4 protein-coding genes are annotated in these 9,087 nt (G+C 58.9%); 1 reads left to right on the top strand and 3 read right to left on the bottom strand.

What is annotated here, in order from left to right; genetic code table 11:
* Nucleotides 1-121 precede the first annotated feature (121 nt).
* The gene (locus AC1DH9_RS18075) at nucleotides 122-1,573 is read left to right on the top strand and encodes a mannose-1-phosphate guanylyltransferase/mannose-6-phosphate isomerase (RefSeq protein ID WP_427545233.1); all 1,452 of its coding nucleotides are present in this window, start codon (nucleotides 122-124) and stop codon (nucleotides 1,571-1,573) included.
* Nucleotides 1,574-1,673: 100 nt separating this feature from the next.
* On the opposite strand, the gene AC1DH9_RS18070 is transcribed toward AC1DH9_RS18075, so the two are convergent.
* The 3 genes from AC1DH9_RS18070 to AC1DH9_RS18060 all read right to left on the bottom strand — a co-directional run.
* Nucleotides 1,674-4,334 carry an RHS repeat domain-containing protein gene (locus tag AC1DH9_RS18070; protein WP_477808527.1) on the bottom strand — a complete coding sequence of 887 codons (2,661 nt, stop codon included), beginning with the start codon at nucleotides 4,332-4,334 and terminating at the stop codon, nucleotides 1,674-1,676.
* A 108-nt stretch (nucleotides 4,335-4,442) separates the two neighbouring features.
* On the bottom strand, nucleotides 4,443-4,706 hold the full coding sequence (locus AC1DH9_RS18065; RefSeq protein ID WP_427544226.1) for a hypothetical protein: 264 nt from the start codon (nucleotides 4,704-4,706) through the stop codon (nucleotides 4,443-4,445).
* The coding region (locus tag AC1DH9_RS18060; RefSeq protein ID WP_477808526.1) for a SpvB/TcaC N-terminal domain-containing protein at nucleotides 4,703-9,087 on the bottom strand (4,385 nt) is incomplete at its 5' end. The genes AC1DH9_RS18060 and AC1DH9_RS18065, both read right to left, overlap by 4 nt.

Genomic DNA, 9,087 nt, shown 5'->3' with positions numbered 1-9,087 from the left:
AACGCAGGCTACGCCAGCTGCTACGGGGACTGTGTATGCCGGCCCGACACGGAATAAGAACAAGAGTGAAACGACAGAACTTCGTCGCTCTAACCCATTACGATTTTGAAGGAGTAACACCATGATTCCAGTGATCTTGTCAGGTGGTAGCGGCTCACGTCTTTGGCCGCTTTCGCGCAAGCAGTTCCCCAAGCAATTTCTCGCCCTGACGGGGGAACAAACGCTGTTCCAGCAAACCCTCGAACGCCTGGTGTTCGAAGGCATGGACAGCCCCATCGTGGTCTGCAACAAGGACCACCGCTTTATCGTCAACGAGCAACTGAGCAACCGTAAACTGGAAGCCCAGCGCATCCTCATGGAACCCTTTGGCCGTAACACCGCGCCAGCGGTGGCCATGACCGCGATGATGCTGGTCAATGAAGGTCGTGACGAATTGATGCTGGTGCTGCCGGCTGACCACGTACTGGAAGACCAGAAAGCCCTGCAACGTGCCCTGGCCCTGGCCACCGTGGCTGCCGAACGCGGTGAAATGGTGCTGTTCGGCGTACCGGCAACCAAACCGGAAACCGGATACGGCTACATCAAGTCCGCCAACGATGCGTTGCTGCCCGAAGGCGTCAGCCGGGTCTCGCACTTCGTCGAAAAACCTGACGTGAAACGCGCCACCGAGTTCGTCGAGGCCGGCGGTTATTTCTGGAACAGCGGCATGTTCCTGTTCCGCGCCAGCCGCTTCCTCGAAGAGCTGAAAAAGCACGATCCGGACATCTACGACACCTGCCTGCTGACCCTGGAACGCAGCGAACAGGACGCCGACACCATCACCTTCGACGAAGCCACCTTCGCCTGCTGCCCGGACAATTCCATCGACTACGCGGTCATGGAAAAAACCCGACGCGCCTGCGTGGTGCCGCTGTCCGCTGGCTGGAGCGATGTCGGTTGCTGGTCGTCGCTGTGGGACGTGCATGAAAAAGACGCCAACGGCAACGTCACTAAAGGCGACGTGGTGATCCAGGACAGCCGCAACTGCATGATCCACGGCAACGGCAAACTGGTGTCGGTGATTGGCCTTGAGAACATCGTGGTGGTCGAAACCAAGGACGCCATGATGATCGTCCACAAGGACAAGGTCCAAGGCGTCAAGCAGATGGTCAACACCCTCAACGAACAGGGCCGCAGCGAAACCCAGAACCACTGCGAGGTCTATCGTCCGTGGGGCTCCTACGACTCGGTGGACATGGGCGGTCGCTTCCAGGTCAAACACATCTCGGTCAAACCGGGCGCCTGCCTGTCATTGCAGATGCACCACCACCGCGCCGAACACTGGATCGTGGTCAGCGGCACCGCCGAAGTGACCTGCGACGAAAACGTGTTCCTGCTCTGTGAGAACCAGTCGACCTACATCCCGATCGCCTCGGTTCATCGCCTGCGCAACCCGGGGAAGATTCCGTTGGAAATTATCGAAGTGCAATCGGGGAGTTATCTGGGGGAGGACGATATCGAGCGGTTTGAGGATATTTATGGTCGGTCTACGCCTATTGAAAGAGGGGTGTCGGTGAAGACTATTGCGCAGTGATTGATGGGTAATACAAGAAGCCCCTGTCCAGCCCACTGCGCGCCCTGTCCGCAGTGGGTTGGGTGAGGGGCTTTTGCTGGAAGAGGAATTGGTGTTCGGCTTAGTAGGGCGAGCTTTCTCCCCACCCCATGGCAATAGCTGCCGATCGAGGGTTTATAGCGTTTGTTCTAATTGTTTTCATGTTTACAGTTTTACTGACCTGATTCAAAGCGTTCATTGTCAAGAACGTCCCTGCTCCACGGAGCCTCAATTCGCTTTCCGGAGTACCCACTTCGTTCACTGCATCATGCAATTGCGTACTACCTAGTTGCGAATCAGGATCAACAATAGTGAAGTCTACCGTCAAATCAGTATCATTATTATCCTCACCTTCACGACTCAAAGATATCAGCGTGAGCCCATATAGTTTTCGATCAGCTGGATCTTTAATCCGATCAGCCTTTTTGATTAACGCAAACAGTCTATTATTCGGCGCCCCACCAAAATCCACCTCCATCTGCCGCGTTTGCTCACCCCGAATAAACCACGTTTCAAATTGCCGAGAAACATACTCTCCAGCCGTAAAATTCCTTCTCTGTTTCGCAGCGTCACCACCCCACTCATACCACTTATGGCCAGACGAGCTCATTAAGCTTGTATATTTTTTCTTGTAACTCTTTAACGTATCTCTCACCTCATCGCTGGCCACGACCCCTTTTCTATTTCGCCTAAGAAGCTCTTCCCTAGAACCCACCCCAACCTCGACAACCTCAAAATCATTACTAGCCTCATATAGCTCTAACCCCAACCCATTTGCATCTGTGTAACCCAGCGGATTATTTCCAACCATCCTATAAATATTAAGTCCATCAACTTGACCCGCCGGATCCGGATTCAACCACCGCTGCCACCACGCCACGTAATACCTGAACCCATAATAATAAAGCTCCGTCGCATCCCGCTCTTTCCCCGAATACCGCACCGTTTTATAACTCGCCTCGACCTCTCCCCGGCCGGCAAACCACGCGGGGGTGCCAAAGGGGTGATAACGCTCCTGACTGATCACCTCCCCCGCACTGTCGAGTTCCAGGGTGCAGGAGCCCAGATGATCATTCAGGCTGTACCGGTATTGATCGTTGGCCGTGTCCTTGGGCGGTGCCGACTCCCAGTGCAACACGCGCACGTTGCTGCGCCCGGCCTGGACGCTGATTACCTGCAGCACTTCGCCGGTGCCGCTGTGGGTACGGAGTTCCAGATTCGGCAGATAACGCACTTCAGCGATCAGCGTTTGGGCATTGGTTTGCGTCGAACGGACTTTGCGCACGCGCATGCCGTCGGCGCCGTAGACGTAGCGCTCGCTATCGTCGGCTCTGGAATTGCGCGCTACCGGCCGCACTTCGCGCAACTGGTTGCGCAGGTCCCAGCTCAACGACTGCCCCGGTTGCAGGTTGAGCAAATTGCCGTTGGCGTCGAAGCCCTTACGAAAGTCCTCCTCGCCTGGCTCCACGCCCTCGCGCACCGGCAAACAACGGTTGCTGTGCGCCGCCGCGACCAGCCGGTGGCCGTGGCTTTGCGGGCCGAAGTGAGTCAGTTTCAGCAGGTTGTTGCCCGCGTCATAGCGATAGGTCTGGCGGTAATTGGCACACGGGGCGGGATCGTCGAAAGTCGAAAAGTGCGGGCCTCGATTGGCACCACCCGCCTCCCAGCCGGTGGCTGCGATCAACTGATTAAAGCTGTCGTAGTCATACCAACTGATCGGCTCGATGCGCTGGTTGGCGAAAAAGCGAATCGGCAAGGCGGCGTCTTCGATGCTCAGTACGTTGCCCACCGCGTCATAGGCATAGCGCAGGTCTTGCAGCGTGGTGTTGCCGCGTGCGGCCTGAAGCCGAGTCAAACGACCATCCTCGGCCGCGTATTCCAGCGCGGTGATCACCCCGTTGCCCGCCGCTTCCCGCTCGGTCTGGCCGTGGGCGTTGTACTGGATGGCGCTGACCAGGGGGGTTGGCGCACTGTCTTTCGCCAGTTGCAGGCGCACCTCGCGCAACTGGCCGGCGACGGTCTGGCTGAACAACTGCCGGTTGCCTTTGGCGTCGGTCTGTTCGAGCGTCTCGCCCAACGCATTGAAGCGCGAGCGGGTGGTTGCACCCGCCACCGATTCCAGCAGCTTGTCACGATCTGCCACAAGCTCAGGCCAGTCAGGGGACTTCAGCTCCCGCAGAAAATCCCGGGTCTGCTCCAGCAGCCCGCCACTCAAGCCAAACTCCGCGAACAACAACCGACCCGCCGGATCATCGTGACGAATCAGTTGCCCACACTGGTTGTGTGCAACGGATGCCAAATCAGCACCGCCATAGCCGTAACGTTCCGCGCAGAACGATGGCTCACCCTTGGCCTGCTCGAACACTGCCAGCGGGCGCAATTGGTCATCGTATTCCGTCCAGCGCTGGCTGCCCCGGCCATCCCAGCTGTGCACGGACTGATCCGCTTCGCCCGACAGATTGACGCGCCACCCGGCGTCGACGCTGGTTGTGCTCAACACCTTGCCGGACAGGGAATAAACCGTGCTCAGGTTGGCAAGGGCCGAAGCGTCCTTTACCAACCGTGGATCCCGCTGCTCAATCGCTCGCCCGGCAGGGTCATAAGTGGTGTGGTTGATGCGCACTTCGGCAGGTTCTGCGAGGGTACGGCGGCAGTAGCCGACTGAACGCAGCGTCAAACCACGCGAGCCGGTAACGGTCAGCGTCGGGGAGTGGCTGTGTACGGTGAACGCCTGAACCGGCATGGCCTGTGGTCATCCTTGAGGTTCACAACAGCTAATGCTGAAACACTGCGTTTGGCTACTGTCAGAAATTACAGTGTCGATCAACGGCACTGATCGACAGCCGAATAGTCAGCCTCCGAACAACCGGCTGAACAACGCCGCGCCAGACAGACTGTAAATCGTGGTCAGGTTTGGCCGGGCCGTGGGTGCCAGAAACCGTGGATCACGCTGCGTCACCAACCGCCCGACGGCATCATGCTGCTGGACCGTAACCCGTGCCTCAGGGACAAGCTCGCTGACGTCCCGCCGACAGTACGCCACCTGGCGCACCAGCAAACCACGGCTGTCGATGATCGATAGCTGTGGGGTATGTGAATGAGTACCGGGGTTCAATGAAGCGTCCTGCTCGTTCGTGGTTGTTCAGAGGGTGCTACAAACAGATCGTTCTCATCAAAGACCACGTTGCACCAGATCCAGTACCAGATCTCCCGGCGCAACGGTTGAAATTGCGGCGGGGTGCCTTGCAGCATTTTCTTCGCCAGTACGGTCTCGGTCGGTCGGCCTGCCGCATCGTAGAACTGCTGATCGTGATAGGCATGCTGGCGCATCGATTGATCATTGATGTAGCGCGGTTGGTCGGCGAAATACGGTCGGTAGATCCGCACCTTCTCGCCCTTGTTGTTGTACTCGACCGGTTCGCTGACCCGCCAACGGCGCAACACCTCGGCTTCTTCCGGTGTGCCGTCGCCCTTGAGGATCAACTCGCCCTTTGCATCGACCAGCCACGACTTGCCCGATTCGACCTCCACCTTGGTTTGCAACGGCCGACCGAAACCGTCCAGGCACTTGATACTCACCCTCACTTGCATCTCTTTATCACCGGGGTAGCGATCGGCCCGCAGGGTGGCGGCGTACACCGGCTCACGGTGTGCCGCATCGATCTCGTTCTTCAGGATCTGCTCGTTCGCATCAGGGCTTTCCAAGCCTTGAAGATGCTGTCGAGCCCTTTCGCAGATATGTCCGCTGGGCAGAATAAAACCTTCGGCTCTGGCCCAGGCCAGCCATTCAGCGGACCGTGGCGATACGCGGGAGACGCGGCCCATCCAGCAGAAGGTGTCCCAGAAACCGGCACTGGCGAAATTGCCAATGGCGTCTTTCGGCTCGGCAATGGCGATAGCAGGGTCGCGGTCTGAAGGTGCCACATAGGTCTCCAGAGGATCGAAGCCTACGGCTTTTCCCAGTTCTGTGCCGTGGAAACTGGTCACCATCGGCTCGCCGAATGCACTGTAACGCGCCTCCTGGATATTGCGGTTGGCATCCTCGATAGCCGCTGGCAGGAATGAGCGGTAGTCAATGTCAAGGCTGCGGGTGGTACAACCGTCCGGCAATGTGACGGCGGTGATCACACACCAGTAGTTGTCGTAGGTCATCCGGGTAATGCCGTGGCTTTGCGTCTCCCGGTACTCCTTGACGTTATAAAAACCATCCAGCCCATGGTAGGTCGGGAAGCCCCGGTGCACGGACCACAAATAACTTTTCGCGTCCTCCGGGTCCGGAACCGATTCCTTTTTAACCGCGGGCAAGAACAGCTCCATGATGTGGTAACCGACCTCGGGCGATTCGAGTTTTTCCTTCAAATTGAAGGGCATGTTGCCCTGCTCATCCTTGAGTTTGTCGTAAGCGCTCAGGGCGACTTCATCAAGTTCCGCCGTTTCCGCATAGGCCGGTAATCCTTCGAAGGTCGCTTTGCCCGGCGTCAGGGGTTGACCACTGAGCGGGTCCATGTAGCGCTGCAACGACAAACCGGTCAGCACCGACTGTTTCGCCCAGTCGCCATCGTCCTTGCTCTTATCAAGGAAGCTTTCATGGTTGATCTCCTCGGCGCTCAGCTCTGATTTTTCCAGCACCAGGGCATTGCTGCGCTGCTGATAAGGCAGGCCCAGGCGCCAGGCCTCAGGGTTCGGCTGGTCATTACCCATATGGTGGATGGGCAATGCCTTGACCTGTGTCRGGTACCAGCATTGCTGAGCAGGGTCATGGGCGTCCGTCCAGTAGCGTATTTCATGTTCATCGGTGAAGGGCGGTGAGTCGCCGGGAGTTTTGCGACGAGCGTAATGCACGGTGAAGCCGTGAACGAGACTACCGTACTCGTCCCACTCCAGATTGATCGTGTGCTGGCACAACGGATCGTCCGCGATGTGCGGCTCATACTGGTAACTGATCGATTCCAGCTCCATGGATTGGAGTACCGCGTAAGGCTGATGCTCGCCTTTGGGGCGTAATACCCGCACCAGTGCGCGGTTCTCCTGAACGACGTAGGGCACGGCGCTGTCCCTGTCGTCGTCCGCCGCGTAAACCTCCGAACGCACGACCCTGCCGCTCAGGCAGCGGGCTATTTCTCGGGCAGTGTTTTCGTCCGGCAGGCCGAGTGGCTGCGCCGCGCGGTCGTTGAAGTGGTAGTTCTGCAGCAGGGTGGGTTCGAGGGGAACGGCCCGCAGATCGCGAACGTAATAACCCTCCCTCGACGCGTCGATGGACTTGCCCGTGTGGAACCAGGTCATGCTGCGGATAGGCGCACTGAAGCCCGCAGTTGCGCGTTCAGCCTGAGTGGCTTCGGTGTCGGTCTGCTCCAGCAGGCGAAAGCCGCGGAATTCTCGTTCGAAGCGGTCGTAATAACCGCCTCGGTACTTGAAGCCCTGGGTCAGCCGATTACCGGTGATGTCATCGATCTGGATTTGCTGGCTCACCAGGTAGATGGTAAGCGGCAGCTGAGATTCGGGATTTTCCACCCCGGCCTTGTGCTGATCCTGCTTCTCATCCAGCCATTCCTGGGCCGAGCTGCGGTAGGTCACGCGGCTGCTGGCGCCCATATTGTTGCAGGTCCCGTTAACCAGGTAGGGCTTGGCCTTGACGAAATCGTAGCGCCAATGCCGTGGCTCCATGTGCGGCACGGTCAGGACCAGGCTGGAGCAACCCAGCCCCTGCAGGTCGGCGGTGCTGACCTGGCAGAGTGAGTCGTAACGCACCCCGTCTGGCCAGGGCAGTGTTTCATCCGGGTCCCGTTGATAACCGTTACCGGCGTGGTTCATGAACACCAGAAAGTGCTCAGCCTCCAGGTAGATCAGGTCGGCCGCCCCCGAGCCGTCGAGATCGGCCAGCAGCACCTGCGAGGCATTGAACGTGGCGTAATCGAACGGCAAGGCACACAACACAAAGCCCTTGCCGAAGCGCCCATGACCCAGGTTCGGCCAGCACTTGACCTCGTTGTGACGGATGCGCACCAGGTGCGCTTGCCCACTGCCGAGCACATCGGCGAAGGCCACCAGTTCGGTCGGGGTGTTGCTCAGCAGTGGCAGATCATCTTCGTTGTGTTGCACATCGATGCCGTCGGCGAACCCTGCCTCGCGACGGTTCGCGTAGAGGCGCACGCTGCGGGTGCCGATCAGCGCCATGTCGCTCAGGCCATCGCCCACCAGGTCGGCCATTTGCGACATAGGGTGGAAAAATTCAATGGGGAAGGCCTCGAAAGGCACGAAATTCGACCAGTTTCGGTCCGGACCGAGGGTGAAGAAACCGCACATCCCAGACTTGGCTACCACCCAATCCAGCTTGCCGTTACCGGTCAGGTCCGTGAGGGTCTGACGGATCGGGTTGCCGCTGTCGGCGTGCGGCATGTACCGCAGCAGTTGCCAGTCGCCATAGCGCACACCATCCCTCCCGGTTTCAGCGCGCAACGGTTCGCGGTAATACCAGGCATCGTCATAGCGACACAACACCCCCGGCATGCCTTCGCCATACAGGTCCACCAGTTGGTAACGCTGCCCGTCGTTAAGCCCGGGCATGTCCGGGAACTGCATCCAATCCGGGTGGCGCGAATCGAGTTCGAAATCGTTGTAGCTGAACTCCATCGGTGGGCGGCTCTCTACCTGACCCAGGCTGTCATAGGCCTGGACGTGAGCGGCCGTCAGGTGGTTGTAGCCCAACGGGCTTTGCCGGTGTTCCAGTAACAGGCGCTGGACCAGCACCGGTTTGTCCCCCAGCTCCTTGACGAAGTGATGGAACATCAACACCTGTCGGCACAGGCGCCGGGTGCCCAGCCCGAAGCCGTAGGCGAAGTTCCAGAATGGGTCGCTACGCTCAGGCCATGGCTGCTGTTCGTCGAAGGTCGGCACCTGTTCGAGATCGGTGCTGCGTTCGCCATAATCGAACACCAGGTGAAAGTGCCAGTGCTGGGCTTTCCAGCTGTCGGTGACCCAGGCATACAGATGGGGATTAGCCTTTTCATTGCCATAGCACACGCGCTTGAGGTAGCGCTGAGCGCGGTAGTCGCGCAACTGCGGCGGTGCCGGGTCGTCCTCTTCCGCCTTGTACTCGTAGACGATATGTTCGCCCCGGGTGTCGAGGCTTTCCTCGATCATCCAGACACCGACATGCGTTGGCTCATTCGGGTCGACCCGGCGCGAGTCGCTGGTTTTCCCATAGATATGCAAGCTGCCATCGGCGCCATGGATCAGCCAGAACCCTGCGGGGTCTTTGGTGGTGGACCAGTGCTCGATCAGGTCGAACCCGCCTTCGACCCTGGGCCAATGGCGCACGACAAGGTAGGGTTCATCGAACGCTGTACCGTTGTACTCCTTGACCTCTCTGGAAATGACCTTGCCGTCGTCATACCGCTCCGGCATCCACACATCGCCGCTGGGGCCGACCACCTGGTCTTTACCGTCGTAGGTCGGCACCCCCTTGGTGGTGCGCAGGGTGATGGCGGGTGATGGCG

This window comes from Pseudomonas sp. 05T35 (assembly GCF_056396605.1).
The sequence above is the reverse complement of the archived record's forward strand: the minus strand, read 5'-3'. Positions and strand labels throughout refer to the sequence as shown.